This is a genomic window from Bradyrhizobium sp. 613_E4_N2_2, assembly GCF_052075995.1.
Lineage (GTDB): Bacteria > Pseudomonadota > Alphaproteobacteria > Rhizobiales > Xanthobacteraceae > Bradyrhizobium > Bradyrhizobium barranii.
In genome coordinates, this window is record NZ_CP197234.1 from 5,816,577 (window position 1) to 5,842,858 (window position 26,282).

At 64.1% G+C, this 26,282-nt stretch carries 22 protein-coding genes and 1 pseudogene; 11 read left to right on the forward strand and 12 right to left on the reverse strand.

Going from position 1 to position 26,282, the window contains the following annotated elements; translation table 11 throughout:
• Positions 1-30: 30 nt before the first annotated feature.
• The 10 genes from AB7290_RS28065 (at position 31) to AB7290_RS28110 (ending at position 10,483) form a co-directional block, all read left to right on the forward strand.
• The gene (locus tag AB7290_RS28065; protein WP_085404169.1) at positions 31-1,374 is read left to right on the forward strand and encodes an LLM class flavin-dependent oxidoreductase; all 1,344 of its coding nucleotides are present in this window, start codon (positions 31-33) and stop codon (positions 1,372-1,374) included.
• A 45-nt stretch (positions 1,375-1,419) separates the two neighbouring features.
• Complete coding sequence (locus AB7290_RS28070; protein WP_085404170.1) at positions 1,420-2,235, forward strand: MetQ/NlpA family ABC transporter substrate-binding protein; 816 nt, start codon at positions 1,420-1,422, stop codon at positions 2,233-2,235.
• A 9-nt stretch (positions 2,236-2,244) separates the two neighbouring features.
• Positions 2,245-2,571 (forward strand): hypothetical protein, encoded by a 327-nt coding sequence (locus tag AB7290_RS28075; protein ID WP_085404171.1) that lies wholly within the window; start codon positions 2,245-2,247, stop codon positions 2,569-2,571.
• Positions 2,572-2,784: 213 nt separating this feature from the next.
• Positions 2,785-2,937, forward strand: coding sequence for a hypothetical protein (locus tag AB7290_RS28080; RefSeq protein WP_155795282.1), 153 nt, complete (start codon positions 2,785-2,787; stop codon positions 2,935-2,937).
• A 45-nt stretch (positions 2,938-2,982) separates the two neighbouring features.
• Complete coding sequence (locus AB7290_RS28085) at positions 2,983-3,492, forward strand: Lrp/AsnC family transcriptional regulator (protein ID WP_063984182.1); 510 nt, start codon at positions 2,983-2,985, stop codon at positions 3,490-3,492.
• Between the two features lie 867 nt (positions 3,493-4,359).
• Entirely contained in the window at positions 4,360-4,749 is a 390-nt protein-coding gene (locus AB7290_RS28090; protein WP_085404172.1) for a hypothetical protein, read from the forward strand.
• A gap of 511 nt (positions 4,750-5,260) precedes the next feature.
• Complete coding sequence (locus AB7290_RS28095; RefSeq protein ID WP_085404215.1) at positions 5,261-6,913, forward strand: ABC transporter substrate-binding protein; 1,653 nt, start codon at positions 5,261-5,263, stop codon at positions 6,911-6,913.
• 38 nt (positions 6,914-6,951) lie between these two features.
• The gene (locus AB7290_RS28100; protein ID WP_085404173.1) at positions 6,952-7,962 is read left to right on the forward strand and encodes an ABC transporter permease; all 1,011 of its coding nucleotides are present in this window, start codon (positions 6,952-6,954) and stop codon (positions 7,960-7,962) included.
• The gene (locus tag AB7290_RS28105) at positions 7,959-8,807 is read left to right on the forward strand and encodes an ABC transporter permease (RefSeq protein ID WP_085404174.1); all 849 of its coding nucleotides are present in this window, start codon (positions 7,959-7,961) and stop codon (positions 8,805-8,807) included. Before AB7290_RS28100 ends, AB7290_RS28105 begins: the two co-directional genes overlap by 4 nt.
• Complete coding sequence (locus tag AB7290_RS28110; protein WP_085404175.1) at positions 8,786-10,483, forward strand: ABC transporter ATP-binding protein; 1,698 nt, start codon at positions 8,786-8,788, stop codon at positions 10,481-10,483. The genes AB7290_RS28105 and AB7290_RS28110 overlap by 22 nt, the downstream gene beginning before the upstream one ends.
• Positions 10,484-10,526: 43 nt before the next feature.
• On the opposite strand, the gene AB7290_RS28115 is transcribed toward AB7290_RS28110, so the two are convergent.
• A complete protein-coding gene (locus AB7290_RS28115) occupies positions 10,527-11,540 on the reverse strand; it encodes a DUF2891 domain-containing protein (RefSeq protein ID WP_085404176.1) in 1,014 nt (337 codons plus the stop codon).
• Positions 11,537-12,460: a hypothetical protein gene (locus AB7290_RS28120; protein WP_085404177.1), complete on the reverse strand. Its 924-nt coding sequence runs from the start codon at positions 12,458-12,460 to the stop codon at positions 11,537-11,539. Before AB7290_RS28120 ends, AB7290_RS28115 begins: the two co-directional genes overlap by 4 nt.
• A gap of 89 nt (positions 12,461-12,549) precedes the next feature.
• Between AB7290_RS28120 and AB7290_RS28125 the strand changes: the two genes are divergently transcribed.
• Positions 12,550-13,464, forward strand: a complete 915-nt coding sequence (locus AB7290_RS28125; protein ID WP_085404178.1) for a LysR family transcriptional regulator — start codon at positions 12,550-12,552, stop codon at positions 13,462-13,464.
• 25 nt (positions 13,465-13,489) lie between these two features.
• Here AB7290_RS28125 and AB7290_RS28130 read toward each other — a convergent pair whose 3' ends face one another.
• The 10 genes and pseudogenes from AB7290_RS28130 to AB7290_RS28175 all read right to left on the reverse strand — a co-directional run bounded on the left by AB7290_RS28130 (position 13,490) and on the right by AB7290_RS28175 (position 26,282).
• Complete coding sequence (locus tag AB7290_RS28130; protein WP_135215579.1) at positions 13,490-13,891, reverse strand: VOC family protein; 402 nt, start codon at positions 13,889-13,891, stop codon at positions 13,490-13,492.
• 134 nt (positions 13,892-14,025) lie between these two features.
• Positions 14,026-14,832, reverse strand: a pseudogene (locus AB7290_RS28135) (class II aldolase/adducin family protein); the annotation flags it as partial.
• Complete coding sequence (locus tag AB7290_RS28140) at positions 14,826-15,818, reverse strand: NAD(P)-dependent oxidoreductase (protein ID WP_135215581.1); 993 nt, start codon at positions 15,816-15,818, stop codon at positions 14,826-14,828. The pseudogene AB7290_RS28135 and the gene AB7290_RS28140, both read right to left, overlap by 7 nt.
• Positions 15,819-16,417: 599 nt before the next feature.
• Positions 16,418-18,115 (reverse strand): GMC family oxidoreductase, encoded by a 1,698-nt coding sequence (locus AB7290_RS28145; protein ID WP_085404181.1) that lies wholly within the window; start codon positions 18,113-18,115, stop codon positions 16,418-16,420.
• Positions 18,116-18,178: 63 nt separating this feature from the next.
• Positions 18,179-19,510, reverse strand: a complete 1,332-nt coding sequence (locus AB7290_RS28150) for an MFS transporter (RefSeq protein ID WP_085404182.1) — start codon at positions 19,508-19,510, stop codon at positions 18,179-18,181.
• Positions 19,511-19,582: 72 nt separating this feature from the next.
• On the reverse strand, positions 19,583-20,389 hold the full coding sequence (locus AB7290_RS28155; protein ID WP_085404183.1) for an enoyl-CoA hydratase/isomerase family protein: 807 nt from the start codon (positions 20,387-20,389) through the stop codon (positions 19,583-19,585).
• A 29-nt stretch (positions 20,390-20,418) separates the two neighbouring features.
• Positions 20,419-21,963, reverse strand: coding sequence for an AMP-binding protein (locus AB7290_RS28160; protein ID WP_085404184.1), 1,545 nt, complete (start codon positions 21,961-21,963; stop codon positions 20,419-20,421).
• On the reverse strand, positions 21,956-22,474 hold the full coding sequence (locus tag AB7290_RS28165) for a (2Fe-2S)-binding protein (RefSeq protein ID WP_085404185.1): 519 nt from the start codon (positions 22,472-22,474) through the stop codon (positions 21,956-21,958). The genes AB7290_RS28160 and AB7290_RS28165 overlap by 8 nt, the downstream gene beginning before the upstream one ends.
• Positions 22,471-23,286, reverse strand: coding sequence for an FAD binding domain-containing protein (locus tag AB7290_RS28170; RefSeq protein ID WP_085404186.1), 816 nt, complete (start codon positions 23,284-23,286; stop codon positions 22,471-22,473). The genes AB7290_RS28165 and AB7290_RS28170 overlap by 4 nt, the downstream gene beginning before the upstream one ends.
• Positions 23,283-26,282: a xanthine dehydrogenase family protein molybdopterin-binding subunit gene (locus AB7290_RS28175; RefSeq protein ID WP_085404187.1), complete on the reverse strand. Its 3,000-nt coding sequence runs from the start codon at positions 26,280-26,282 to the stop codon at positions 23,283-23,285. Before AB7290_RS28175 ends, AB7290_RS28170 begins: the two co-directional genes overlap by 4 nt.

The window sequence follows — 26,282 nt, forward strand, 5'->3', positions numbered from 1 at the left end:
CGCCTCTTCTCGCATCTGGACATTCGAACCATGGGCAATCAACGGCAGCTTGTTCTCAACCTCTTCATCTATCCCGGCGGCCATCACGAAGCCGCGTGGCGCTACAAGGGATCTGAACCAGATCGCATTCTCGACATCACCCACTATCAAGAGCTTGCGCAGCGCGCCGAAGCCAGCAAGTTCGACGCCATCTTCTTTGCCGACGGACCGGCGCTGGCGGACAATGTCCGTTACGCCCAGCGCTTTCGCTTCGAGCCGATCACATGGCTCGCGGCTATCGCCGCGGTGACCAAGCGCATCGGCCTGATCGCAACGGCATCGACGACCTATACCGAGCCTTACAACCTCGCGCGCCTGTTCGCCTCGCTCGACCATCTGAGCCAGGGCCGCGCCGGCTGGAATATCGTGACGACCAGTGCGCCACAAGCAGCGCAGAACTTTGGCCTGCCCGAACACCCCCCGCATCACGAACGCTACGAGCGCGCCCGCGAATATCTCGACGTGATCTCGCGGCTCTGGGACAGCTGGGAGGATGACGCGCTCGTCAACGACCCCATCTCGGGCATTTTTGCCGATACCAGCAAGATCCACACGCTCGACCATGTCGGCAAACACTTTCGCGTGCGCGGCCCGCTCAACATTTCGCGCGTGCCGCAAGGCCGGCCGGTCTATGTGCAGGCCGGCGCCTCCGACGACGGTCGTGCCTTCGCCGCCCGTTTCGCGGAGGCAATCTTCACCGCGCACCAGACCCTGGACTCGGCTCAGGCTTTCTATGCGGACATCAAGCGCCAGGCCCGCTCCTTCGACCGTAGTCCTGACGAGATCAGAATCCTGCCCGGTATCAGTCCCTTCATCGGCAGCACGCAAAAGGAGGCGGATCGCCTCCAGGACGAATTCAACGCGCTGATCCAACCGGAATATTCCCTGACCCAGCTGCGCCAAATGATCGGCGTCGATCTCTCCGGCTATGATCTCGACGGCCCCGTCCCGCGCCATCTCATCGACACCGCGAGCGCGCGCGGCGTTGCAAGCCGCTTCAAGCTGGTGGTCGACATCGTCGACCGCGAGAAGCCGACCATCCGCCAGCTGGTGCAGCGCCTCGCCGGCGCGCGCGGCCATTGGGTCATTGCGGGCACGCCGGAAAAGATCGCCGACAACATCCAGAGCTGGTTCGAGGGCGGTGCGGCGGACGGATTCAACGTGATGCCACCCTGGCTGCCCGGCGGCTTCGACGTCTTCGCCGAGCAGGTCGTCCCGATCCTGCGCAAGCGCGGCCTGTTCCGCGAGGACTACACCGGAACGACCCTGCGCGAGCATTACGGCCTGGCGCGTCCCGCCAGCATCTACTCCAACGCGGTCAAGGCGATCGCCTGACACCGCTTCCGCACTGACATCCCAACTCGAGACCAGTAAGAAGACATGAAGACAGCGTTGTTTCTCCTCTCCGGCCTTTTGGCTCTTTCCCCTTTCGCCGCCGAAGACGCCTTGGCACAGCAGCCCGCGAAGCCGGAGCTCCGGGTCGGCTTCGTGCCGGGACCGTATATCGACGAGTTCAAGATCGGCGTCGAGCCCGAGCTGAAGAAGAAGGGCTACAAGATCCGCTATGTCGAGTTCTCGACCGGCCTTGAAGCCAACAATGCGGTATTCAAATCCGAGATCGACGCCAATGTGATGCAACACACGATCTTTCTCGATTCCTACAACGAGCGGCAGACGACCGATCTCGTCGGCATCGTCCACGTCCCCACCCCGCCGATGGGCCTCTATTCGAAGAAGCATCCGCTGGGCACGCCGATCAAGCCGGGCTCGAGCGTCGCCGTGCCGAACGATCCGGTCAATCTGCAGCGCGCGCTGTGGGTGCTGCGTGACCTCGGCCTGATCGAGATCCGTGATAGCAAGTCGGTCGACGTCACCGAGCTCGATGTCATCAAAAATCCCGGCGGCATCAAGATCGTGCCGCTCGAGGCCGCACAGGCGCCACGGGCGCTCGACGACGTCGATTTCGCCGCCGTACAGGGCAATTTCGCGATCTTCAGCGGGCTGAAGCTGACCAATGCCTTTGCGCTGGAGAAGATGACCACGCCCTACATCAACGTGCTCGCGGTGAAGAAGGCTAACGCCAATGCCGAATGGGCCCAGGACATCGTCGCCGGTTACAAGTCGCCGACGTTCAAGACGGCAATCCGGGCCGACCGGTTCTATGACGGGTTCACTTTGCCCGATTACATGAAGTGAGGGAATCGCATGTTCGATTTCACGCTTGAATGGGCCAGCCGCCGTTCCACCGCCGAGCGCGCGATCGACGCGCGAGCGATGACCAGTAAGCTTCGTTTCCAGGAGGCTTTCGTCCTCCCGCTGGTCTTGCTGATCATCTTCCTGTTCGCACTGGGCATCATGACAGGAGCTCATTTGAACAGACGAGCAAACCACGCTTTGCCGTATCTCGTGTCGGGGGGCATGGGTATGCCCATGCTCTATCCCGCATCGGAGTCCTGTCGCAGGCCATCGAACCTCGGTTCCCTGCCGCGGCTCCGGCAGGCTGAAGTGCTTGCGCTACTGACGGCCGACTAGCGGCAAGACTATGCCTTCCATGCTTTCGGCGCGGCGATGGATATCAAAATCATCCATCTCAGCCGAGCATCGTGGAATTTTCCAGCCGCGCTCGCGACGACGCCAGCATGATTCAACCAAACTGATTCCGACGAGTGTGTAGCAATGTTCAATTCCACCCCCGCCGTGATAGCTTTTCCGGGTTCTCGTCCTACACCGTCGTCCGGAGTGAACATGAGCTACGTCATCTCGCTGCATTCAGGCTTCGCTCGTTTGATCGAACAGGCACGTGGATGGTTCCGGCGCTCGCTGCGGCCACGGACAGGCGGCTCGGACAACACGCAGGACGATCTCTACGAGATCTTCCTGTTTGGGCCCCACGGCTGACGCCCGGCAACGCGTCCAACTTTTCATCACACTGAGGTTTATGACATGACCGACGCTGCGTTGCAGCTCGCCGAGACTGGACGCCGCCTCGACGCCATCGACCGCAAGATCCTGACGGTGCTTCAGGAGGATGCTTCGCTCTCGGTGGCCGAAATCGGCGACCGGGTCGGCCTGTCGTCCACGCCCTGCTGGAAGCGCATTCAGCGGCTCGAAGCCGACGGTGTCATCCTCAAGCGCGTTGCGCTGGTGGACCAGAACAAGATCGGCCTCGGCCTTTCGGTGTTCGTCTCGGTGGAGAGCGCGGATCACTCCGACGTCTGGCTGAAGCGTTTCGCCTCAGCAGTCAGCGCAATGCCAGAGGTGATGGAATTTTACCGGATGGCCGGCGACGTCGACTACATGCTGCGCGTCGTCATTCCGGACATGCCGAGCTACGACGTGTTCTACAAGAAGCTGATCCACGCCGTCCCGCTCAAGAACGTCACCTCGCGCTTCGCGATGGAGAAGATCAAGTCGATCACGGCGCTGCCAGTGCCGCCGATTGCCGTGGAATAAGAGCCAACAAAAGACGAGCCAATTCCACGCGACGAATTGACAGATCGCGAACCGAGGCATCCTTAGACGACGGCGCCGCAAATCCTCTCGTTTCTGGTTGGATTGGAGTGCGTGGTGAGATTTGGCGCTACTATCTGCGCACTACTGCAATCGCCCGCCGCTACGCCACATGTACCCGATCTCAGACATTCGTATCGTAGCGCCTGCTGAGCGCTTCGATCCACCTTTGGACGCCTGCTCACACTGGCTTTGATGGGATTTTTCTTGATCCCCCGGTGCACACGTCGTGCACACGCCACTATCTAACCTATTGAAGGACTTTAATTCTCGCTCCGGTCCATCATGGGCGCCACGGAAAAATTCCAGTAATTACAAGCGCTTATCTCAGCCAATGAATGTATTCCTGAAGTCGCAAGGCCCTGATCCGCAACGCTTTTATTTGCGGCGGAGATAGTTGGCCGCCAGCGGTACAACATGAGGTGCCGCATGCGCAAATGTTGTACCGCACATCTAAGCGATTGGCCGCGTTTTGCTTTCTTTTTCGCGGTCGTAATGCCAGTCCGTCGGCCGGAAGTGCCGTGATTCTCTCTGGGTCGTACAACAAACTCACACTACTTGAGCGCGACAATATCCATCTCGGCGTGAATATTTGAATCGGAAAGTAAACAGGAAAATCGACGATGGATCGTGATCGCCTGCTGAATGATCTGCTTCCGCATCGGATGCAGGCAGTTGCCACGCTCAATCTCGCGCTAAAGCTCTACGCTACGTATGGCGTAGCGCCGATGAATCTCCTATGCAGGCGATAAGCTGGTAGTCGAAGGAAACCTGCTCGCCTTCATCAACCCAGCAATCGAAGCCGGAATAATGCACTGTCGTGCGCTGCTGGAGTTTCTTGGGCTATGCAACGACAACGGGCGGCTCGGTAACATCAGCCGACCACGTCGCCCCACCGACGTTGGAATTGAGCACTTCAGCACATCAGAAGGGTCGCTGGAGAAAGTCACGCCAGATAAGGTGCTGCGCCTGTACCCAGGGCCGAGCGATGAAGCGGAAAACGCCTTGCTCGCTGTATTTCACGTGACGAACAAAGGACTCGCTCACGTCACCAAGGATCTGAGCGAAAACCCTGGGTACGGCCCGCTGGTGGAGATTGCCAGCAGAGGCGTCCCATCGCTGATGGTGAGTTACCTCTACACACCACTTGGTCTGCCTGCACCGGAATACAAGCTCACACACCGACCGCGCGGCGAGTGACTGGCTCGTTGTCGTTCGACGGCTCGAACACCACAACTGCGCTCGGGAAAGGTGCGCTGTTTTTCGATCCTCCGAACTTTACCGGAACCTTCCACAGACTGCAGCGCGCATTTCGATGGTAGAAAAATTCATTCTTCGCGCGCCGGCATCAATGCCACTCTACTCCGCGCGGGGTCTTGCGGAATGTCCTTTCAAGCCGGCGACACACCACGAGAGTTGACGAGCTCGAGAAGATCGTTTCGACGCCGGACTCGAATTGGCATACGACCAAGAGCGGCAATCGACGGGTATTTGGCCGCAAGACGACCTCGGTCGAGTGCGTTCGCGCTGGCAACAAGATAACCGTCACTCACATCGTCCTGATCCCGAGGCATTTGTTGTCCATCTCCAGCGAAATTTGGAATGGCCAGGTCCGTTCGTTTCGCCTCTCCTACGCAGAAATGTCGATCGTGCCCAAACATCTCTATGAATGGGTGCTCCGACCAACGCCACCAATCGCCAGGGGCTATCCATGTCTGCGCGCTTCTTTTCGCTCTTGCTCACCCGACGTCGGCTGTTGGTCGCGACCTCCGTGGTAACAGCCGTCGCCGTGACGGCAATGGCAGGTCTCTCTCCGGCTCAAAGTGCTGGCGCTCCACCGAACGGCGGCGACATCACCTTCCTCATCGACTCGCTCGGCAGCACCTGGATTCCGAACAACAGCGCGATCTCCAGCTTCCAGGGCCACATCTGGGGCCACGTAGCCGACAAGCTCGTCTATGTCGATGCTGACGGCAAGGTTAGCCCCTGGATCGCCGAAAGCTGGGAGCAGAACGGCGAGGCCACACAGTTCACCCTGCACCTCAAGAAGGGTGTGACCTTCTCCGACGGAACACCGCTCGACGCGTCAGCCGTGGTCGCCAATCTCGACATCTGGCACGCAGGCCGGCGGAACGAGGGGATCAATCCGATTGGCCTCTTCCCGAAGACTTACGACCATGCTGAGGCGGTCGATGCCACCACAGTGAAGGTTGTCTTCAAGGCGCCGACGCTCGGGTTTATCCCGACGCTCGGCTATCACGGCTCGATCCTCATCTCCCCGAAAACGATCGCGCAGCCCGCAGCCCAGCAGGCTGATCTGGCCAAGACATCCGGCAGCGGCCCGTATGTGGTCGCTTCCTGGAAAGAGGGCGACTTCGTCAAGCTGGTCAAGCGCAAGGACTACAATTGGGGGCCGGCAGCCGTCGGCCACACCGGTCCGGCCTACCTCAACTCTATCGCCTACAAACTCGTGACCGAGCCGTCGCTGCGGGTCGCCGCTGTCCAGTCGGGACAGGCCGATGTCGCCTACAGCCCCTCACCGCAGGAACTGAAATCGCTCAAGGAAGCGGGCTTCACGGTCGCAACCCCGCGCTATCTCGGTTTCGTCAACGGCCTCGCGATCAACACCAAGCTGGAGCCATACAATGACGTGAAAGTGCGCCAGGCTCTTCAAGCCGGCATCAACCGGAAGGAGATCATCGACACCGTCTATACGCCTGACTGGAAGCTGGCGACGTCTTTCATCCAGAGCAACGTGCCGGGTGCGACCGACCATAGCGAGCTCCTGGCCTACAACCCCGGCAAGGCGGAGAAGCTTCTCGACGAGGCCGGCTGGATCAAGGGTGCTGGCGGCGTCCGTGCCAAGGACGGCAAGCAGCTGTCGCTGACGCTCCACTCCAACCCCTATCTTGCGACGGCAAAGTCGATCGACGAGCTCATCGCCCAGCAACTCGGCAAGCTCGGCTGGAAGGTCACCATTCGCGCCTACGACGTCGTGACGTTCGGCGAGAAGGTCCGGTTCGGCGGGCCGGCCGTGCCGGCCTACGAGGTGACGCGCAGCTTCATTGACGCCGGCACGGTGGCCAGCATCCTCACCGACGCCAACAACGGCGAGAACTGGTTCAACCTCGGCGACAGCGACAAGAAGCTCAATGAACTGCGCGACAAGATCGCCGGCGCGGCCTCTCTCGACATTCGCAATCCGCTGCTCGATGAGTTGCAGACCTACGTTCTCCAGCAGGGCTATTTCATCCCGCGCACGCAGATCGTCCAGCGGATCTACGTGCAGTCCCCGAAGCTCAAGGGGGAGGTCTACAACGGCATCGCCTACGCCAGCTATTACACGGCAACGATCGGCGAGTAATCCGCAGTGCAAACAAGCAGCGTGAGGAGGCGACCGGCATGAGAAGCGCCTACCTGTCCTATGCCGCGAAGCGCTTCGCCCAAGCCGTCGTCGTTATCCTGCTGGCTTACGTCTTCACTTTCGTCGTCGTGAGTATTTTGCCTGGTGACCCCATCACCAATGTGCTGCGCGACCCGCAGAATGGATTCAGCGAGGATCAGATCAACGAGATCATCGCCGCCCAAGGCCTGGACCGGCCAATTCCGATCCAGCTGTGGGCGTCCTTGTCCAACTTCGTGACCGGCGACCTCGGCCTGTCGATGCGATCCAACCGGCCTGTGACGACCCTGATCGCCGAGGTTCTCCCTTCGACACTGATCCTTGCATCCGCAGCTTTCGCCATCGCGCTGCTGCTGGCGGCCACGATCGCCTACGGCACCCAGTTCCTTCCGAAACGGTTCGGCCAGGGCTTGCTGCGTGGCTTCCCATCGTTATTCCTGTCAGTGCCGAACTTCGTGATCGGCTTGGTGCTGATCCACATCTTCGGCTTCCAGCTCGGGTTCTTTCGCGTGATCGCGCCGGACAGCTTCTGGGCGACCTTCTTCGCCGCGGTCGCGCTCGGCATCCCCATCTCCGCACGGATCACCGAGGTGCTGATCGCGAACCTCGACAACGAGTCCGAGCAGGAATACGCCGCCGTTGCGCGCAGCCGTGGGCTCGGGCAGATGCGCCTCTTTGCCAAGCACCTGCTCAAGCCGTCTTCGCTCCCGGTCATCACCGTCATCGCACTCGCCATCGGCGAACTGCTCGGCGGTTCGCTGATCACCGAGACAGTGTTCGGACGCACCGGCATCGGCAGCCTGGTGCAGCGTTCGGTGAGCACGCAGGACCTGCCTGTCCTGCAAGCGGTCGTCTCGCTTGCGGCAGTGGTGTTCGTGCTCGTTAACCTGATCGCCGACCTCGTCTACCCCCTGCTAGACCCGCGCGTGAAGCTGATCGGCGGTCGCAAGGTCTGCCCGACCACCGCCGACGAGAGCTCCGCCAATCTTTCCCAGGCGGTGACGCCATGACCGTCGCCTCCGTCTCGCCGGCCTCGCGCATCGCGGCGATCAGCCGGCTGACAGCCCTTCGGGTGCCGCCGACCGTCGCGCTCGCCTTCGTGGTCATCGCGCTCGTGATCGCCTGGTCGCTCGCACCTGGCCTGTTCACGAGTCATGATCCCGCCAACGGCGTCCCCGCTGACAAGCTGCTCAGCCCCAGCGCAGCACACTGGTTCGGTACCGATCACCTCGGTCGCGACCTCTATACCCGGGTCGTCTATGGCACGGCCTCCTCGGTGACGAGCGCGCTCATCGCGGTCGTCATCGCCGCGGTTGCCGGCGGGCTCATCGGCCTCCTGGCCGGCTTCCTCGGCGGCTGGATGGACATCGTGCTCGCCCGCCTGGTGGATGTGCTGCTGGCGATCCCGAACTTCCTGCTGGCGGTCATCGTTGTCACCGCGATAGGTTTCGACACCACGAACGCTGCGGTTGCGACCGGCGTCTCGGCGGTCGCCGTGTTCGCGCGGGTGATGCGCTCGGAAGTGATCAAGACCCGGCAGGCCGTTTTCGTCGAGGCATCGTTCCTGATGGGCGGCTCGCGCCGGCACATTCTGTTGCGGCACGTGCTGCCGAATGCATCGCGCTCGGTGCTCCCGCTCGCGGTGCTGCAGTTCGGCCTGTCGATCCTGGTGATCGCCAGCCTTGCTTTCCTCGGCTACGGCGATCCGCCTCCCGCCTCCGACTGGGGCCTGCTGATCTCGATCGGCAAGGACTACCTCAAATGGCCGTGGCTGGTGTACGCCCCCGCCTTCGTCACGATCGCGACCGTCCTCTCCGCAAACAGGATCAGCCGATGGCTCCGCAAGACAGACTGACCGCCACGTTCACCCGCGCCGAGCGCGTCGCGCCGACGCCGCTGCGGTCGATTCCGCAGCTCCGGGTCGACGGCCTGTCGGTCTCCTATGGGCCGCACGAGGTCGTGACCAACGTGAGCTTTGAACTCGGCCGCGGCGAGAGCCTCGCCCTCATCGGGGAGTCCGGCTCCGGCAAGTCGACGATCGCCCGCGCGGTGCTGCGGCTGCTCCCCAGCGGCGGGCACGCCACCGGCCGCGTCGCGTTCGACGGCCAGGAGGTGCTGGGGATTTCCGAGCGCGGCTTCCGGCCGCTGCGGGGACGAGCCATCGGGTTCGTCCCGCAGGATCCCGCCAACTCACTCAACCCGGTACGGACAATCGGTGCCCAGGCGCAGGAGGCGGCTGCGCTGCTCGACGAGCCCGACAAGACGATCCGCAAGCAGCTCATCCTGGAGACGTTCGCCCAGGTTGGGCTCGACACCCCCCTGCGTGTCTACGACTCCTACCCGCACCAGCTGTCCGGCGGCATGCTCCAGCGCGTGCTGATCGGCCTTGCGATCCTGCCACGGCCGGCACTGCTGGTCGCGGACGAGCCGACCTCCGCGCTCGACGTCACGATCCAGAAGCGGATCCTCGACCTGCTCACGCGGCTGCAGCACGATCTCAAGATCAGTCTGCTGCTCATCACGCACGACCTTGCAATCGCCGCCGAGCGAGCGGACTCGCTCGTGGTGCTCAAGGACGGCGTCATCCAGGAGGCTGGCCGGACCGCTTCCGTCTTCTCCTCGCCGGCGTCGGCCTACGCAAGGAAGCTGCGCGCGGATGTCCCGGCCCTCAACCCCGACCGTTACGCCGCACTGCGCGACACGGGCTTCCGTTCCCTCAAGACCGGCCAGGCACCGAAGATCGAGGTCAGCGCCGTCACGAAGACGTTCACAGTCGACGGCAAGGCGCTGACGGCCGTCGACGATTTGTCGTTCAGCGTCCCTGCTGGCACCACGCACGCGCTGGTCGGCGAATCGGGCTCGGGAAAGACCACGACGGTCCGGTTGCTGCTTGGGCTGGAGGGACCCGACACCCGGAGCATCTCGGTCGCAGGCGAACAAATCACCGGCCGCTCGCCCGAGGCACTGCGGACGGTGTGGCGCCACCTTCAATTGGTCTACCAGAACCCGTTCACCTCGCTCGATCCGACCTGGACGATCGAGCGGCTCGTGCGCGAGCCGCTCGATCGATTCAAGATCGGAACGCAAAAAGAACGGGATGAGCGCGTCCGCGAAGCGTTGGCCGATGTCGGACTTGGCGAGCACCTGCTCTCCCGCAAGCCCGGAGCCCTGTCAGGTGGCCAGCGCCAGCGCGTGGCCATCGCCCGGTCGCTGGTCCTCAAGCCCGACGTGATCGTGCTCGACGAACCCACCTCCGCGCTCGACGTCAGCGTCCAGGCCGGCATCGTCGAAGTCCTGCTCTCGCTACAGACTACTCTGGGCCTGACCTACGTGTTCGTGTCTCATGACCTGGCGCTGGTGCGTCAGCTCGCCCACACCGTCTCCGTGATGCATCGCGGACGCATCGTCGAACACGGGACCGTCGCCGACATCTTCGACAACCCTCAGCAGCCCTATACAAGGTCGCTGCTGGCGTCGATCCCGTCGGGTGGCGACGATGTCGCACACATGCGCACGCGCGCCTTCGGTTGATCATGACCGCGGATTGAATGAGCCGCGGAAGGCCCCTGCCCGCTCAGTTCTCATCATCCAATGCAAGCACGGCAAAGCTCGCGAGCCAGTGCTCTCCCATGTAGTGACCGGCGATATGGGGGAGGCCTGCGGCCAGATGCTCGCGCGCCGCTTCGTGAGCAACGACGCGGCGGGGGTCGCTTGCCGGCAAGGCGTCGCCGAGAGAACGCCAGCACCAGGCGCGGCTGAGATTGAGTCCGTCGAGATGAGCGATCTTGCCGTCGGTGCGATCGGTGACCGTCGCAGGCTTGAACAGCGTTGCCGGCCGTCGTTCGACCAGCCGCGGCAGAAACCGATCAAACCAGGGAAGGAACGCGTCCGAGGGCAACAGCCGCCGCATGCATTCGGCCTCGATAAGAGCCGAGGACTGGAAGTCGTCGCCACTCGGCTCACCCCAGGCGGGACAGTCGGTGTCCTCACCATACCAGCGCTGGCCAGTCTCGTGCAGCAACCTGGCAAGCGCTTCATCCTTTTTGATGCCGGCGTAGTCTGCCGCCATCCGCAGGCCAAACGCCGTATTGAAATGGGTGCCGACGCGTACGGGATAGAACGCCAACGGCAGGAAGTCGCGAAAGCGTTGCGCGATGATTTCGGCCAGCGGCGCGAGATTGCGACTCCAGCGATCGTCAGGGTGGAGCGCCAGTTCAGTCGCGAGCTTCAGGAGCCAGGCCCAGCCATACGGCCGCTTGAAGCCGCGGGCAGTCGGGCGGGCGAAGTAAGCACGTTCGGCGGCGACCTTCTCGGGCACGAATTGCGTATCGAAGAGAGCGCGAATGTCGGAGGCTGCCGCAAAGTCGGGAAACCTGCGCAGCAGTCGCGCCAGCATCCAATAGCTGTGGACGCAGGAATGCCAGTCATAGCTGCCGTAGAAGATCGGATGCAGCTGGCTCGGCGTGCGGGCATCCGCAGGTTCAGCCAGCGCGTGGTCAACGTTATTGGGATATTCGCGCCCGACATGGCCGAGCGCGATGTTGGCAAAATGCGAGGCATGTTCGCGGGTAAGACGGGGCGTGGTCACGGCTTGGCCTTTCCAGTGTCCCGGCCGATCAATGTCTCGATCAGGCGCGGCAGGAGGTAGATCGGAAATTGCGTCGCGGCGAAGTATAGCGCCATGCGTGGCGAGGCGGCAGCACCCAGCGCCGACCAGACCAGGCCGACATTACGGTTGCCGAGGATGAGCCCGACGGTCAGCCGCTGGCTCAAATTGCCCGGCAGCAGCACGACACCAGCTGCTTGAAGGGCGATATTGCATGCAAAGGCGAGCCCGAGGCAGAGCGTGGCGGCCCGCACATCCGCCGCGATCTGCGCGCGAATGTCAGCCATCGTCGCCACCGCAAAGACGAGGAGCGCCGCGACGATGATCCCGTCGACCATCCTGCCATGGGCCGCCAGCACCGGGGCTGCATGCCGGCGGACCAGGAAGGCCACCCCTTCGGCGCCGCCGATCAACAGCGCCAGACGAAGCGCGAGCTCGAGCGCGCTGATCTCGAGTCCGCCGAACCAGCCTGCAAGAAGCGGCACGGTGACCGGAGCCAGCACCATGGACAACACCGTCACCACGAGCGGCACCGCTCCGTCGAGCCCGAGCATGCGTGCCACCGCTGCCGTTCCGCTCGATGGCGGCGCCGAGACGGCGAGCACCGCCGCGAGCGCGATCTCCGGACCAAGGTTCAAGGCGTGACCGGCAACACCGACGACGAGTGGACAGGCCACCATGACGACGGCCGGCAAGAGCACGGAAAGCGATGGCCGTCGCAGCGTTGCGACGACGGCCTGACTGTCGATCCGCAACAGCGTTCCCAGCACGATCAGGAAGATCGTGGTTGGCATCAGGGGGCGAGCGAGGTCCGCAAGAGCCGGAAAGACCAATCCAAGCAGGACGCCAAGCGCCAGCAAGGTCGGTCCGCGCGGGATGAAGTGCAGGAGTGAGGATCGCATACGCCGCGCCCAATCATGTCGTCTCCGCCAGGAGACCACACCCCGCATCATTCTTGAAATCGATTATTACTATATCTATCATCGTTCAAATGAATTTGGCTTCCGTCGACCTCAACCTCCTGGTCGCCTTCGAGGCGCTGATGGAGGAACGCCATGTGACCCGCGCCGGCCAGCGCATCGGCCTGGCGCAACCGTCCATGAGCAGCACGCTGACGCGGCTGCGTGCGCTGTTTGGCGATGAGCTCTTCGTGCGCTCGGCCTCCGGCATGCAGCCGACGGCCAAGGCGCTGTCGCTGGCGCGGCCGATCAGCGACGCTCTGGGCCAGATCAGGGGCGTGCTCGAACCCACATCAGCCTTCAATCCGGCAACAGCCCGCCATCGCCTGTCTATTGCGGCGACCGACTATGGCGACCTCGTCGTGGTGCCGCGACTGGTCGAGGCGTTGCGGCGGGAGGCGCCTGGTATCGATCTCGTGGTGCGCCCCATCATTGATCCGGCCGCGAGTGTCGCAAGCCTGGAACACGGCGATGTCGACGCGCTGATAGGTGGCCATCTTCCCGCTTCCCCGCGCATCATCCGATCCACGCTTTTCACGGAGAGTTTCGTCTGCATTCGCGACGCCAAACGCGCCAAACTGAAAGCCCGTCTCACCAAGGACGATTACACGCGGCTTCCGCATGTGCTGTTCTCCTCCGCCGGCGGCGACGGGCTTCCCGGCGCAATCGACACGATGCTGAGCCGGCACGGACGCAAGCGCCGGACCGCGATCACGCTCGCCCATGTCGTCGCGGTGCCGTTCGCCGTCGCCGGCACCGATCTCGTGGCAACCATGGCCGAGCGCGTCGCGCGCCGCTTCGCGACAGCCGCCGGCGTATCTGTCGTTCCGGTTCCCTATGATGTGGAGCCATTCACCATCGACCTTCTCCACACGCGCCGCGCCATGGCCAATCCGGCGCTGCGCTGGTTCATCGAACTGGTCAATCGCGTCTGTGGGACGCTGTAGCGATCGGCGGGCCGGCAGCAGGCTGCTACTTCCGCTCAATCAGCTGCGCGATCTCCCAGACATGGCCTGAGGGGTCGGCAAAGGACGCAGTTCGTCGCCCCCACGGACGGTCGATCGGGCCATTGAGCAGATCGACGCCAATCTCCCGCAGGGCTGAACAGACCTGATTGACGTCGACGACCCTGATCGTCAGGAGTGCGCGCGCCCCTGCGGAGGACAGCGCGACACGCAGCGGCTCGACAAGCGGCGGTGCCTGAGACGCGTCGAGAAGATTGACCAGGAGCCCACCAAATCGAAGCACGGATGAGACCTCATCCTCCCAGACCGTCTCAGATTTGAAAACCTTGGCGTAAAACGCTTTCGACGAGACAATGTCATCGACGAACAATGTGATGACTTCAACTTCGCTTGGCAGACCATTGACCATGTCGCCCTGCTCCTCACCGTTGCTGCGGCAGCCTGCACAAGCGTGACAAGCCGCTTGCCGCTATATCTCACGATGTTAGAGCGTGGCGCAATTCGGCTAGCCGGGTCATCGGCCCGGCTTGGAAGCCTCGATCCCTAATTGAATAGATCCGGTTCCGCCTCGGTGATCCAGTCCCACAACGGCTGGAAGCTGAAATAGCCGCCCTTGTGCGTTCCGACCTGCCGCGAGGTCAGGCTGGCGATCTCGTGCGGGATCGGCTTTGGCGTACCGGCGGCTTCCGCAAGCAGCTGGGCGCGCGCAGCATTGTCCATGGCGATGTACCACCAGGCGGCGGCCTCGATGGTCGGTCCGACCGTGAGCAGGCCGTGGTTCTGCAAGATGGCCGCCTTCTTTGATCCCAGCGCCTGCGCGATTTTGCGGCCCTCTTCCGCCTCCAGCACGACGCCGGAGAACGGATCGAACAGCACGTGATCCTCGTAGAAGGCGCAGGAATCCTGCGTCAGCGGATCGAGCAGGCGGCCGAGCGCCGACCAGGCCTTGCCATAGGTCGAATGGGTGTGCGCGGCCGCGATCACCTCAGGATGCGCGGCGTGGATCGCGGAGTGAATCACGAAGCCGGCTTGGTTGATCGGCTTGTCACCGATCAGGATGTTGCCGTCATGGTCGACGAGTTGAAGGTCGGAGACCTTGATCTGACTGAAATGCTTCGACAGTGGATTGATCCAGAACCGTTCGGGAAACTCCGGATCGCGTACGGTGACATGGCCTGCGAGCCCCTGATCGAAACCGTAGCGCGAGAACAGGCGGAATGTTGCGGCAAGCCGCTGTTTGCGGTGCAGCCGCTCTTCCTCGAACGTCGCGGCCGGCGTGCGCTCGACCAGAGAGTATTTCTTGGGCTTCTCGACGACCTTGTTCATTGCTGCGGTTTCCTTCTCTAGTACTCGAGATTCTTGTCGAAGACGTCGGCCAGCGCCACGCCATGCGCATAGGCGTCGAGGTTGACCAGCGTCTTGTCGGCCAGCCGCTTGGCATCCTCGCCACCCGTCCATGACACATGCGGGGTCAGGACGACCTTGGGATGGCGATAGATCGGATCGCCCTCCGGCGGCGGCTCGGGATCGGTGACGTCGAGCGTCGCGCCGGCAATCCGCCCCTCGTCGAGCGCCTGCAACAGCGCACTCTGATCGACGATCCGCCCACGCGCGACATTGATTAGGTGCAGCGACGTCTTGGCCCGCGCCAGCACATCGGCGTTGATCAGACGCGCGGTCTTGGTCGTCGCCGGCAGAGCAAGGACGAGATGATCGGAAACCGCGACCAGTTCCTCGATGCTATCAACCGGCTGGATGCCCGGAAGGACATATGGCCAGGCCGAGCGCCTGAGAACCCTGATGTTGACACCGAACGGCTTGGCCCGCTCGGCGACTGCGCGGCCGATCGCGCCGAAGCCGGCAATCCCGATCGTCTTGCCGGTGAGCGAGCCCAGCGGGCCGATCTTCCACTGCTCGCGATTGCGCGGCCGGATGTCATGGATACGCTTCTCGAAGCCGAGAATCGCCGCAAGGACATATTCCGCGATCGGATCAGCCGAGATGCCGCGGCCGACCGTGACCACCGGACCGTCGAGCAGCCATGCCGGAAAGAAATCGACGCCCGTCGAAGCGGTCTGGATCCAGCGCAGGCCGAACGGCCAGCCGGCCGGCTTCTCCGCAGGCGCCTTGTGCCAGCCCACTAGCGGCCGCGTCAGCAGCACGTCGGCTTCGGGAGCAACATCCCAGGGCGCGCGATCGGCGGGATGATCGATGATCAGCGGGCGCGACCAGTGATCGACCAGCGCCGCACGAATGTCCGGGCCAAGCTGATTGACGATGATCGGCGATCGCACGCTGGTGGAGGCGCGCTGGTTTTCAACTCGGGGAGTGTTCATGTCACGCAGTCACGATGGCAACGATCCGGATATGCTAGGCGTTTGCGGCAAGATAGTCCTTTCAAAGATGACGGGTGTCTTGCAACAAGAGGACGACGCGCTTCGGCAAGACAAAAGGATTTGTCTCTGGAGCCCTGGCGTCTCTGCGGGGGCTCGCGCCCGACGCGGCAAAGGCTCGAACCCGAGCCCCGCTGATTAAGAGCCAGTTGGTCCCATCCCAAGACGTCGCGTCATTGATCGAATAGGTCGCAGTTAGCTGCGTGAGTGCAAAGCAGCTGCGCTTTCCGCGACCAATCCGCCTGCTTCAAAACGCCTGCTCACGTTGGCCTGCGCAAGATTTTCTCGATCTCCCGGTGCACACGTCATGCACACGCCGCCCTTTAACTGATTGAAACAATCTAACCCTCGCTCCAATCCATCACGGGCCACTTTCGGCTAACAACAGCGAAGAAGAGCGAGCCCGGTCTAACGTGAACCGCTCGATGCCGCAGTCGGTCGTCGCGGCGCTTCCTGTTCAGGAGTCGAATCCAATGGAGTGACCTCGTGGAACTCGAATACCTAACGCAGGAGGGCGTTTCCGCGCTGGCGCAGCACAAAGCTTAATTTCGCGACAGCAGGGCATCACTGATCTTCTCGGCCGCCATGATCGCGGGGATGTTGGTATTGGCCGTCGGCAGCCGCGGCATGATCGAGGCATCCGCCACAAAGATGTTCTCACTGCCGATCACTCGGCCCCCGGGATCGACCACCGCCATCCGGTCGGCGGGATCGCCCACGCGGCATGTCCCCACTGGATGCCAGACTCCGAACACGCTTTGCCGTACGAAGGCTTCGAGGGCACGGTCGTCGGCAAGCGTCGCTTGGAAGGCCGTGCCGTTGAGCAGCACGAGCCGGATCACAAGCGCCCTGAGGCCCGCGGGTATGTCGAGCATTGGCCCGAGGATGGACGCAACAATGCGATTGACGGTGCCGTACCGGCTCAGCCGCTTGATCCGCGGAGAAAAGGAGGCCGGGAAGAAATCGCCCGCCTCCGGGTTGAGCGCGGGATGAACGACAAGCTTCGCGAGCAGCCGGACGGCCGCGACCATCCGTTCGAGATCGCGTCGGTCGGACAGCAGGTTGAAATCGACAACAGGATAGGTTTTCGGGTCGCGGCTCGCCAGCGTGAGCGAGCCACTCGAATACGGCCGGTTGCACCAGAGAAAGTAGAGACCAAGCCGCGTGCCCAGCGCATGCCACCCGCCGCGCGCCGAGGCAGTGATGTACATGTCGGAGGCGTCGCAGCCGGGATGTTCGGACGAGAAGCGCATCGCCGCGAAATTGGGACGCCGCCGGGCAAGCGGCAACCGCAACCGGCGCGGCAAATATTGACAGAAGGTCAGTGCGGGATGATCGCGCAGATTGCTGCCGACGCCGGGCAGATCGATCGCCACGGGAATGCCGAGCGCTTGCAGCGCCGCACCCGCGCCGATGCCCGCCCGCATCAGGATCGCCGGCGATTGCAGCGCGCCTGCGGTCAGGATCACGCGGCCGGCGGCGACGGCGAGCTTCTGCCCGCCCCGCGCGACCACGACGCCCGTCGCGCGGCGGCCATCGAGTTGGAGTTGTTCGACCTCGCTGTCCGCCCAGATGGTCAGGTTCGGCCGCGCGCGCGTTGCCGCGTCGAGATATCCGGCGGCGGTCGAGACGCGCCGGTCGTTGCGATTGGAGAAGGCCGGCGGAAAGATGCCGTCCTCGAACTCGCCGTTCTGGTCCTTTCGGAACGGCAGGCCGGTCGCCGACAACGCTTCGCCGACGGCGTGGCCAAACGGCGGCATCGCCTCGCGCGCGATGCGGCGGATTGGGATTGGGCCGTGCTTGCCATGCAGCGGGCCGTGGAAATCCAGGTCCGTTTCGAGCTTGAGGAAGTACGGCAGCACATCCGCCCAGCCCCAGCCGCGCGCACCGAGATCGCGCCATTCGTCATAATCGCGCGGCAGGCCGCGATTGGCCGATTGCACGTTGATGCTGGAGCCACCGCCCATCACCCGGCCCTGCTCGTAGGCGCGGACGACCGGCTTGCCCTCGGCATTGCGGCCGGCGGCCGCTGACAGGCCCGGCCAGATGTATTTGTCGCCGAAGAACAGCGTCATCGGATAGCTGTCGAGTATTTCCGGCGGCGTCGCCTCGGGCGGCGTGTCCATCCCGGCTTCGATCAGAAGCACGCGGCGGCTTCCGTCTGCGGAAAGCCGGTTGGCGAGCACGCAGCCCGCCGATCCGCCACCGACGATCACGTCGTCGAAATGCAGCCCATCCATTCCCGTCTCATCGCGCAATTCGATGGATCGGCGCGCCCACGAAAGCGGCCGCGCCGATTTGGCTCAGCGGAAGTTACCCTTGGTCTCGGGGATCACGACCGCACCAATCAGGTAGATCACGAACACGCCGACTGCGAAGTAGGCCAGCGACATCGGGATCTCCGCAGGGCTGCCGCTCACCAGCGAGACGAAGGTCGGCATCATGCCGCCCAGCGCAAAGCCGATGTTCCACGACAGACCCGTGCCGCTCGCGCGCAACGCGGTCGGAAAACGCTCGTTGAGGAAGATCAGCACCGGCGCATAGCCGGCATTGCCGATGAAGGCGATGGCGAGCGCATAGAGCGTGATTTGGGTCGTGTCCTTGGTCGCCGCGAGATTGAGGTAGCACAGCGGCAGCAGCACCGCGGCCAGGACGCCGATGATGAGGAACGTCTTCTTGCGGCCGATACGATCGCTGAGCGCGCCGACCAGCACCGCGGAGAAGAACGCCGACACGCTCGCACCCATCAGGATCAGCGACGAGGTCTGGTTCGGGACCGCGTTGATGACCTTCAGGAAGCTCGGCAGATAACCCGAGGTCAGATAATAGCCGGCACCACCGCCGAAGGTTATGAGAAGGTTGACCAGCAGTACGCCGCGATACTCGCCGGAGAACACGTCCCTGACCGGCGCCTTCGAGACCTTCGCCTGCTTGTTGCCCTGCTGGCGCTTGAGCTCCTTGAAGTAAGGCGACTCCTCGAGGTTGCGGAAGATGAACCAGCCGAGCAGCGAGCTCAGCAGCCCCGAGAAGAACATGAAGCGCCAGCCCCATACCGCGAAGGCATCGCCGGGGAAGATCGAGGACGTGATCAGGAAGATGAAGGACGCGAGCAGCGCACCGATGCCGGCGCCACCGCCGCCGACCAGGCCGGACATCGCGCCGCGCCATTGCGCCGGTACCGACTCGGTGCCGATGGTGTGCGTGGAGGCCACGACGCCGCCGACGAAGATGCCCTGCACCAGACGCAGGATCAGGAAGAGGATCGGCGCGATCACGCCGACCTGGGCGATGGTCGGCAGCAGGCCGAACGCCGCCGTGCTGATGCCGACGCCGATGATGGCGATCAGCATGGCCTGCTTGCGGCCGTGCACGTCGGCATAATGCCCGAACACCGCCGAGCCCAGCGGCCGCATCAGGAGCGTCACGGCGAACGAGCCGTAGACCGCAGCCAGCGACAGCGCTGGGTTGCTCGACGGAAAGAACAGCGCGCCGACGACCGGCGCCACGTAGAGCAAAATGAACAAATCGAACAGATCCAGCGCCCATCCGAGCACCGATGCGATGATCGCATTGACCATCTGCTTGTTATCCGCCGACGCCTGTGCGCCCGCGGCCGGCATATCCATCTCAGCCATGCTGTTTTACCTCCCCCGTTTTGATAGAGCCGCGGCTCGCGTCATTGCGAACCGCGGCAGTTTTGTCGCGCATCAGCGCCCGGTGAACTTCGGCGGACGCTTGGCGTTAAAGGCTTCGACGCCTTCCTTGAAGTCTTCCGACTGGCGCAGGCGGCTGTAGCAATGGCCTTCGAGCTCGATCGCGATAGCGAGCGTCGAATCCTCGGTGTCGTTGAGGAGCTTCTTGGCGGTACGTTGCGCCAGCGGCGAGAAGGTGCGGAGCTCGTCGACCAGCTTGTCGGTCGCCTTCTCCAGCTCGGCATCCGGCACACACTCCGTGGCGATGCCCCAGTCGAACGCCTGCTTGGCCGAGATACGCTTGGAGCGCATCACGATGTCCTTGGTGCGGGTGATGCCGACCATCTTCTGCAAGCGAGCCGAGCCGCCCGAGCCCGGGATCTGGCCGAGCTTCTGCTCCGGCAACGCGTATTGCGTGGTCTCCGAGGCGATGCGGAAGTCGCAGGCGAGTGACAATTCGAAGCCGACGCCGAAGCAATAGCCGCGATTGGCAACAATCACGGGCTTGGCGCAACGTGCAGGCGCGGCGATGTTCCAGGCGAGCTTGGAGACGTGCTCGGGGCTCGCTTCCATGAAGCCACCGATATTGCCGCCGCTGGAGAAATGCTCGCCCTCGCCGCGCACCACGATGACGCGCACGCGCGGATCCTCGTCCAGCGTTTCGAAGGTCAGGCGCAGCTGGTCACGCTGCGGCATCGCCACGACATTGTAGGGCGGCCTCCCTAAGATGATGTCGGCGCGCTCATGCGCCTCGTCGATTTCGACCTTGAACCCGTCGAGCTTGGCGAGCCGCGGATCGGCAAATGTGTAGGGTGATGGCATCGGTGCTTCCTTCTGTTGATGATTGATGATCAGGCGGCGTCTGATGGTGGCAGGCGCTCGGCTTCGTATTCACCGGCGACGAGCAGTCGCCGCAGCAGTTTGCCGACCGGCGATTTGGGAATGGCGTCGACGAAGACGTAGCGTCGCGGCCGCTTGAAATTGGCAAGGCCCGTGGTCCGGCAGAACTGCTCCAGCTCGACGTCCGACACGGGGCGATTGCGCTTGACGAAGGCGGCAACGACCTTGCCCCATTTCTCGTCGGCGACGCCGACCACTGCGACCTCGTCGACCGCCGGATGCAGCGACAGGCAGCTCTCGATCTCGACCGGCGAGACGTTCTCGCCGCCGGTGATGATCATGTCGTCGACGCGCCCGGTGACGAACAGGTCGCCGTCGGGATCGACGAAGCCGGTATCGCCCGTAAAGTACCAGCCCTCGCGCAGCGACTTGGCGTCGGCTTCAGGGCGGCGCCAGTAGCCCTCGAAGGCCTCGTCGCCAGCGAGCGTCGCGATGATCTCGCCCTCCTCGCCGACCGCAGCAAGCTCCGCGACCGACTTCGCGCCGATGCGCACGACCTTGACGTGCTGGTTCAGCCCCGCCTTGCCGGCCGAGCCGGGCTTTGCGGCGGCGTTCTGGTCGATCGTAAAGGTGTAGATCTCGGAGCTGCCGTAGTGATTGACGAACAGCTCCGGCTTGAATGCCTCGTTCAGCTTCTTCAGCAAACCGTCGGTCATCGACGCGCCGGCAAAGCCGAGCTTGCGGACGCTGGAGACGTCGGTTTTGGAGAAGGCCTCGTGATGAACGAGGTCGTGATAGAGCGTCGGCACCAGATAGAGGTTGGTAATCTCCTCCTCCTCGATCAGCGCCAGCGCCTGGCGGCTGTCATAGCGCGGCAGGCAGATGAAGCTGCCGCCGATCAGCGACATCGCCAGCAGCGAGCGGACGCCCATGGTGTGGTAGAGCGGCATCACGCCGAGCGTGCGCTCGCCGCGGCCGTAGAGATTCTGCGCGACATGGGCGATCGCCGCGGCGCGTTCGGCCCGATGCCGCCGCGGCACGCCTTTTGGCCGCGAGGTCGTGCCCGACGTGTAGAGCATGATCGACCAGGCATCGGTGCCGACGCGCGGCTCGGCGTCCGGCGCGCCGTCCCTGATCAGATCGGCAAAGCTGGTGGCCTCCCCCGTCCCGGGATCGACGGAAACACGCAGCAGCTTGCCTGCCAACCCCGAGCCCTGCACCGCCTCGGCAGAGATATCCTGATAGACGATCGCGCAGGCTTCGGCGTTCTCGATGCAGTAATCGAGCTCGTCGGCCTTGGCGCGCCAGTTGATCGGCGTGATCACCAGGCCTGCGAACTGGCAGGCCCAGTGCAGCGTCGCCGCCTCCCAGCGGTTTTGCAGCAGCGTGACGACGTGATCGCCGGGCTTGAGGCCAAGGCGGTCGAACGACGCCACCAGTGCGGAGATCTCGCCGTACCATTGCCGGTAGGTCAGGCGCAGATCACCGTCGACAAGCGCAATCGCATGGGGATCGCGCGCGGCGCTGGCGATGAAGCTGCTGGCGAGATCAAGCATCGGACGTCTCTTTTTTGGATGAAGCGAGTTCGGCGGCGGCTTCGAGCGCCGCCTGGATGATCGGTGTGTAGCCGGTGCAGCGGCAGATATGCCCGCTGAGGAGGTCGCGGATCTCGGCCTCGGTCGGCACCGGGTTCCTGGCGAGATAGTGGTCGAGCGACATCAAAATGCCAGCGGTGCAGAAGCCGCACTGGAGCGCGTGGTTGCGGCGGAACGCCTGCTGCAGCACGCCGAGCCGGTCCGCCGACGGTGCGAGGCCCTCGACGGTCCTGAGCTCGCAACCATCGACCTGCGCAGCGAGCGTGAGGCACGACCGCGTCAGCATGCCGTCGACGACAACAGTGCAGGCGCCACAGACGCCGTGCTCGCAGCCGACATGGGTGCCGGTCGCGCCCAGCTGGTGGCGCAGGAAATCGGAGAGCAGCATGCGCGGCTCCGCCTCGCCCTCGACCGGCTTGCCGTTGAGCGAGAAACGGACGGCATGGCGCTGATCTGCCTTGAGACGCGTCATTGCAGCACCTCGCCGATCAGGTCGCGGCCGATCATGCGCACGAGGTCGCGCCGGTAGCGCGCGGTGGCGTGGACGTCGTCACGGGCGCCAAGCTCGTAAGCGAACGCGTTGAGGGCATCATCGAGCGCGCTGCCCTCCAGCCGCGGCCAGTCGCGCACGGTCGGAACGTCGGCGACGCCGCCAACGGCGATACGGACGCCCGTCGGTATCTTCATTGCCGCGCAGGCGACAATGGCGAAATCGCCATGGCGTCGCGCGACCTCGCGGAAGGCGAAGCGCGATCCCTTGACGGCGGGCAGCGAGATTCCTTCGATCAGTTCGTCATCGGCGCGCGCGGTCAGCATCATGCCGGCGAAGAAGTCCTTGGCGGCAACGCGCCGCCGCCGCTTGGCGCTGCGCAGCAACACCTCGCCGCCGAGCGCAACCAGCGTCAGCGGCATCTCGGCGCTGGGATCGGCGTGCGCGAGCGAGCCGCAGATGGTGCCTCGGCTGCGGGTCTGCACGTGCCCGACCCAAGGCAGCGCCAGCGCGACAAGCGGCAGCGCCTCGGCAAGGTCAGGCCATGCCAGGAGGTCGGCCTGGCGCACGCCGGCGCCGATGATGACGGCATCGGTCTTCCGCTCGATCCGGCGGAGCTCCTTCAGACGCATGATGTCGATCAGCAGCTTCGGCTTGGCGAGACGCATGTTGAGCATCGCCATCAGCGACTGCCCGCCCGCGAGCACGCGGGCATCGCCACCCTGCTGCGCGAGGCCTTCGAGGACCTCGCCGACGGTTTCGGCGCGGAGATAGTCGAATGCGGGCGGCTTCATCGGCGCCCCCCGAACAGGCTCGCCACCTTTGCCAGCAGCGCGAACAGCGAGAAGCCGCCCTTCGCACCACCGCCGCCAGCCTTGCGGGCCAGTGCGGTGAAGAACTGGCCGATGATCACGCGCGTCGCGCCATCGAGCAGGCGACCGCCGATGCTCGCCACCTTGCCGCCGATCGCGGCGTCGTAGCTGTAGCTGAGCCGCGTGCCACCGTTGCCGTCCGGTTCCAGCGTAATGCGTCCCTCCGCGTTGCCGAAGCCGAGTGCGCCGGTGGCTCCTCCGCGCAAGGTGACGGCGCGCGGCGGGTCGAGATCGAACAGCTCAACATCGGCGCGATAGCGTCCGCTGACGGGGCCGATGCCCAGCGTGACATCGGCGCGGAAATGCGTGTCGGTGATCTTGTCGACGCGCTGGCAGCCAGGAATGACCGATTGCAGGGTGGCGGGATCGAGCAGCATCGCCCAGACCTGCTCGGGCGCCCCCTTTACCGAGGCCTGTCCCTCGCCGCGCAAGCGCCGGTCGCCTTCGCGCACAGGCGCAGCCGTCGCGCCGCCAGCGGGAGGCGGCGGTTCGGCACCGCGCACCAGCTCTGCAAGTCGCGCCGGCACCAGCGGCAAGGTGATATCGGCAATGCCGAGCGCGTCCGCGACTGCATTGGCGAGGCAGACGGGTGTGGACATGCAATTGCCTTCGCCGACGCCCTTTGCACCGAGCGGCGTGAACGGCGACGGCGTCTCCATGTGGATGATCTGCGGCTCCGGCACCTCGGTCGTGGTCGGCAACAGATAGTCGGCGAGCGTTCCCGTCAGAAAGCTGCCGTCCTCGGCGTAGGCATATTCCTCAAAGAGCGCGGCGCCGAGCGCCTGGGTAAAGCCGCCGCGGATCTGGCCGTTGACCATGCCGGGATGCAGGATGGTGCCGCAGTCGTGCATGGTGACGTAGCGATCGATTCGCGTCTCCAGCGTCGTCGGATCGATCTCGACGCCGCAGAAATCGAAGATGAAGCCGTGGCAGAGCGAGGAGTTGATGCGGTCCTCGTCGTCGGGCGGCGTCAGTTCCGGCGGCGTCCAGAACACGGTCTCGCGGATGGTCTGGCCGGCATCATCAGGCAGCGAGCCCGGCGACCAATGGCTGAGCGCCGCGACGCGCGAGAACGCGATCCGGTTCTCCGGATTGTGCCTGGAGGCAACGAAGCCTTTCGCAAACACGATGTCGGCGGCTTCGACGTTCAACTGGCTTGCGGCGATGCGGGCGAGCCTGCCGGCGACGCGCTCGGCGGCGATCTTCGCGGTGCCCGCCACCGCCGCCGCAAAACGGCTGGCGTAATTGCCGGACGCGATCGACCAGGCGTCCTTGGCGGTGTCGATCTCGGTGTTGACGCGGATGTCCCTAGGCTGGAGACCGAAGACGTCGGCGACGACCTGCGACAGCACCGTGCGATGGCCCTGCCCCTGCGGCACGGAGGCGACGTGAACCGTGACGCTGCCGACCGGGTCGAGCCCGACGGTTGCGGTTGCCTGCGCGCCGTTCTTGGGACCTGCCTTGCGGCGCTCGGCCGCCGTCAGCACGGTGGTGATGTAGCCCATATTGGAGACGCTGGGCTCGACCACCGCGGTGAAGCCGATCCCGTAGAGCCGCCCCTGCGCTCGCGCCTCGTCCCGCTTCGCCTTGAGCTCAGCGAACCTGCCTTGCTCGACCGCAAGCGCGACGGCTTCCTGGTAGTTGCCGGAGTCGAGCAAGGCACCGGTCGCCGTGCGATACGGAAACGCGCCGGCGTCGATCAGATTGCGCTTGATGACATCGAGCGGATCGAGGCCAAGGCCGATCGCGATCCGCTGCACCAGGCGCTCCAGTGCGAAATAGACCTGCGGGCCGCCAAAGCCGCGGTTGAGACCGGTCGGTGTCTTGTTGGTGACGACGACGCGGTTGCGGATCTTGACGTGGCGGATGTCGTAGGCACCGGTCAGATTGCCGTGCATGCGATAGAGCGTCGCGGGTTCGGGCGCGCGCAAATGCGCGCCGCAATCCTCGACCTGGTCCCAGTCGAGCGCGAGGATCTTTCCGTCTGCTGCGACCGCCGCCGACAACGTCGTCGCGCGGTTGGTGGCCGACACCGAGGCAGTGAGATGCTCGAGCCGGTCCTCGATCCACTTCACCGGCCGTCCCGTGACGCGCGCGGCCGCCGCGATCAGCACGATGTAGGGAAACACCCCCTGCTTGACGCCAAAGCTGCCGCCGGAATCCGGCGGTGTACGCAGCCGCAGCCGGTTGCCCGGCACTTTTAGCGCGCGCGCAATCACCGTGTGGATGCTGAACGGGCCCTGGAAATTGGCGAGCACCTCATAGGCATCCTCGCCGGCATCGTGCGAGGCGACGACGCCATAGGTCTCGATCGGCGTGCAGGAATTGCGGGGATAGCGGATGTCGATGGAGAAGCGATGCGGCGCATCCGCAAAGGCCTTTTCAGGATCGCCGTAGCGGAAATGGCGGTCACTGGCGAGATTGCCGGGAAAGCCTTCGTGCAGCACCGGCGCGCCCGATACGAGCGTCCCGAGCGGATCGACGACAGCGGCACGCGGCCGATATTCGACGTTGATCAGCTCGGCCGCATCCTCGGCGCGCGCACGGTCAGTTGCGACGACCAAAGCGACCGGTTCGCCGACATAGCGCACGCGGTCCATCGCGATCGGCCAACACTCCACCGGCGCCTTCACGCCGACGACGAGGCTCGTCGTGACGGCCTTGACGTCGCTGCCGGTCAGAACCGCGGCAACGCCCGGCAGACGCTTGGCGGCTTCAACGTCGATCGAAAGAATATCGGCATGCGCATGCGGCGAGCGCAGGATCGTCGCGTGTAGCGTGCCGGGCTGGACACCGAGATCGTCGATGAAGCGGCCGCGGCCAGACAGCAGCGCGGCGTCTTCGACGCGCTCGATCGAACGCCCGACCCACGGCTCATCGCCACTTCCCGGATTTGCGGATTTGACCGCCTGCAACAT

Excerpts from the sequence above, each read along its gene's own strand:
- AB7290_RS28065 (WP_085404169.1), top strand. The coding sequence starts at position 31 with ATGGGCAATCAACGGCAGCTTGTTCTCAACCTCTTCATCTATCCCGGC.
- AB7290_RS28070 (WP_085404170.1), top strand. The coding sequence starts at position 1,420 with ATGAAGACAGCGTTGTTTCTCCTCTCCGGCCTTTTGGCTCTTTCCCCT.
- AB7290_RS28075 (WP_085404171.1), top strand. The coding sequence starts at position 2,245 with ATGTTCGATTTCACGCTTGAATGGGCCAGCCGCCGTTCCACCGCCGAG.
- AB7290_RS28080 (WP_155795282.1), top strand. The coding sequence starts at position 2,785 with ATGAGCTACGTCATCTCGCTGCATTCAGGCTTCGCTCGTTTGATCGAA.
- AB7290_RS28085 (WP_063984182.1), top strand. The coding sequence starts at position 2,983 with ATGACCGACGCTGCGTTGCAGCTCGCCGAGACTGGACGCCGCCTCGAC.
- AB7290_RS28090 (WP_085404172.1), top strand. The coding sequence starts at position 4,360 with ATGCACTGTCGTGCGCTGCTGGAGTTTCTTGGGCTATGCAACGACAAC.
- AB7290_RS28095 (WP_085404215.1), top strand. The coding sequence starts at position 5,261 with ATGTCTGCGCGCTTCTTTTCGCTCTTGCTCACCCGACGTCGGCTGTTG.
- AB7290_RS28100 (WP_085404173.1), top strand. The coding sequence starts at position 6,952 with ATGAGAAGCGCCTACCTGTCCTATGCCGCGAAGCGCTTCGCCCAAGCC.
- AB7290_RS28105 (WP_085404174.1), top strand. The coding sequence starts at position 7,959 with ATGACCGTCGCCTCCGTCTCGCCGGCCTCGCGCATCGCGGCGATCAGC.
- AB7290_RS28110 (WP_085404175.1), top strand. The coding sequence starts at position 8,786 with ATGGCTCCGCAAGACAGACTGACCGCCACGTTCACCCGCGCCGAGCGC.
- AB7290_RS28120 (WP_085404177.1), bottom strand. The coding sequence starts at position 12,460 with ATGCGATCCTCACTCCTGCACTTCATCCCGCGCGGACCGACCTTGCTG.
- AB7290_RS28125 (WP_085404178.1), top strand. The coding sequence starts at position 12,550 with ATGAATTTGGCTTCCGTCGACCTCAACCTCCTGGTCGCCTTCGAGGCG.
- AB7290_RS28130 (WP_135215579.1), bottom strand. The coding sequence starts at position 13,891 with ATGGTCAATGGTCTGCCAAGCGAAGTTGAAGTCATCACATTGTTCGTC.
- AB7290_RS28140 (WP_135215581.1), bottom strand. The coding sequence starts at position 15,818 with ATGAACACTCCCCGAGTTGAAAACCAGCGCGCCTCCACCAGCGTGCGA.
- AB7290_RS28145 (WP_085404181.1), bottom strand. The coding sequence starts at position 18,115 with ATGGATGGGCTGCATTTCGACGACGTGATCGTCGGTGGCGGATCGGCG.
- AB7290_RS28150 (WP_085404182.1), bottom strand. The coding sequence starts at position 19,510 with ATGGCTGAGATGGATATGCCGGCCGCGGGCGCACAGGCGTCGGCGGAT.
- AB7290_RS28155 (WP_085404183.1), bottom strand. The coding sequence starts at position 20,389 with ATGCCATCACCCTACACATTTGCCGATCCGCGGCTCGCCAAGCTCGAC.
- AB7290_RS28160 (WP_085404184.1), bottom strand. The coding sequence starts at position 21,963 with ATGCTTGATCTCGCCAGCAGCTTCATCGCCAGCGCCGCGCGCGATCCC.
- AB7290_RS28165 (WP_085404185.1), bottom strand. The coding sequence starts at position 22,474 with ATGACGCGTCTCAAGGCAGATCAGCGCCATGCCGTCCGTTTCTCGCTC.
- AB7290_RS28170 (WP_085404186.1), bottom strand. The coding sequence starts at position 23,286 with ATGAAGCCGCCCGCATTCGACTATCTCCGCGCCGAAACCGTCGGCGAG.
- AB7290_RS28175 (WP_085404187.1), bottom strand. The coding sequence starts at position 26,282 with ATGTTGCAGGCGGTCAAATCCGCAAATCCGGGAAGTGGCGATGAGCCG.